Below are 2,120 nucleotides of genomic sequence, written 5' to 3' on the forward strand. Positions count from 1 at the left end.
GTAAAGGATTCACAGAATTAACACACTAGGACTTGCCCAAGTTGAACAAGGTGAGGTGATTGATGGTGATGTTGTTATGGCCAGATTACATGAAAAAATTAGGCAGGCGCGTGAGAGTCAAAAATAATGGAATATGTTTTATCTGTAGAGGCAACTAAGGATTTAGAAGATATTTTAGATTATTTTCTCCAACGTAATTGCGAGCCACAACATCTAGCTAAATAACTAAAAGGAGATAAAGATAATGGGTGAGGCTAAAAGGCGTAAGCAATTACTAGGAGAGCAGCAATACAAAACTCAGGCGATAGCTAAAAATTTGATAGGAAGCTTAAATAGTTCCCCTCTCCTTAAAATAATTATTTTTGCATTTTTAGGAGAAGCTTTAGCATACGAATTACAGCCTGATTTGATGCCTAAAATTGCGGTCGAAAAAGCGATTGATTGGGTAAATAAGAATAGCGATATAGTTCACTTAGCACAACAAAAATCAGCTTGTTTTACGCCTACAGATGAAGCTACAAGAAATCTAGTTGAAATACTAATAATTATATCTACAGCAGCACCAAGGGAATCATCGAAAACAGATTTTTCGCAGCTTGACCCCTATAACCCTAAAGATGTTTGCAAAGCGTTAACCATTATCCTAGAGGGAATTTATATTGGCAAACAACTCAACTTGATCTAAAGATGAAAAGAATTGTTTAGGAGTTGCAAGAGATTTTAGCTTTCAATTTCATTGTTTGAGCTTAACCGACAAGTATTGCAGCAGTTGGTAAGCAGTTACAAATAATCTGGAAATTTAAGCGGGAATTTTCCAAAATTTTATCCCGTAGTTTGTGTTCGCAAGCAGAAAACCATTCAGCAACCAATTTTTTATCAGTAAGCTGTTCAAAAATCGGCAATTTGGCAACCAAGTTTTTACTATTAACGGTTTAATAAAAATATCAACAGGGATAACGGGATAGAACAGAACTTCAACGATAATTTTCCCACTCCCTCGCCAGTTGCCAATAGAGTGCTGTAGCATACCCCCCCTAAAAAGCTAATTATCAACACTCTTTCACCGCTTCAAACACAACTGGCTAGATTTACATCCATACCAGAATAGGGCAGATGCACAGTTTAGTTGCAAATATTTGCAGTGGTTAAACCTGACTTTAACGACCTTTCTATACCGGAATCTACACGGGTGGAAACTAAACATGATTAAATATGATTAATTGTATATATAAGCATATTTTTATCTACGGTTTAAAAAAAATATGTTATTACAATAGTATTACTCTTATAAAGAGGCTATTGACTTATGTACACCTTAAAAATTCGTAAAGTCGGGAATTCCTTGGGTGTAACATTGCCTAAAGAAGCCCTGCAAAAACTTAGAGTTCAAGAAGGAGACAGCGTATTTGTCACTGAAACCCCAACAGGTGTTCATGTGACTGCTTGTAATCCTGATTTTGAAAAAGCAATGGAAGCCTACAGAAAAGTCAGCACAAAATACAGAAATGCACTTCATGAGTTAGGGAAATGAATGGAATTTTCTGGTTAGATGAAACAATTGTTAGAGCTATACATGAAGACCAATTAACACAGCATGGCGGTCTTGCAGGTGTGCGAGATAACAATTTGTTTTTAGCTAGTTTGGATAGACCGAAGAATTTACTTGCTTATGGTGAACCTACACCCACCTTATTTGATTTAGCTGCGGCTTATGGTTATGGATTTGCTAAAAACCATGCCTTCATAGATGGTAATAAACGGGTAGCTTTCGTAGTGATGGCTACCTTTCTGGAATTAAATGGATATTCGTTGGATGTTCCAGAACCGGAAGTTGTTTTAATAATGGAACGACTAGCAAACGGTCAAGAAAGTCAAGAAACAATATCAGAATGGCTTCAAGAAAATTCTATTAAATATTAATTGTTGTGGCAAGTAACTGTTGGCAAGAAGACAAGTAAATACCACTGCTACTGATACCCAGCAGCTTGTAATAAAAACAACTTAGCATAACGTCCTCCTGTCTGTAATAATTCTTCGTGAGTTCCCAGTTCTATAACAACGCCATTGTGACTTGAACCATAACTTGGGCTAAATTGTGAACCATAAAATGAGCCATAAGT

At 36.4% G+C, this 2,120-nt stretch carries 3 protein-coding genes; all 3 read left to right on the top strand.

The features are described from left to right. The first annotated feature begins 244 nt into the window (after positions 1-244). Entirely contained in the window at positions 245-685 is a 441-nt protein-coding gene (locus tag FJR05_RS16795; protein ID WP_168645172.1) for a hypothetical protein, read from the top strand. A gap of 621 nt (positions 686-1,306) precedes the next feature. Next, positions 1,307-1,531 carry an AbrB/MazE/SpoVT family DNA-binding domain-containing protein gene (locus FJR05_RS16800; protein ID WP_015214255.1) on the top strand — a complete coding sequence of 75 codons (225 nt, stop codon included), beginning with the start codon at positions 1,307-1,309 and terminating at the stop codon, positions 1,529-1,531. After that, the gene (locus FJR05_RS16805; protein ID WP_015214254.1) at positions 1,528-1,920 is read left to right on the top strand and encodes a type II toxin-antitoxin system death-on-curing family toxin; all 393 of its coding nucleotides are present in this window, start codon (positions 1,528-1,530) and stop codon (positions 1,918-1,920) included. Before FJR05_RS16800 ends, FJR05_RS16805 begins: the two co-directional genes overlap by 4 nt. Positions 1,921-2,120: the final 200 nt, after the last annotated feature.

The sequence above is a fragment of the Dolichospermum sp. UHCC 0259 genome, assembly GCF_009711935.1.
In the GTDB taxonomy this organism is placed as follows: Bacteria; Cyanobacteriota; Cyanobacteriia; order Cyanobacteriales; family Nostocaceae; genus Dolichospermum.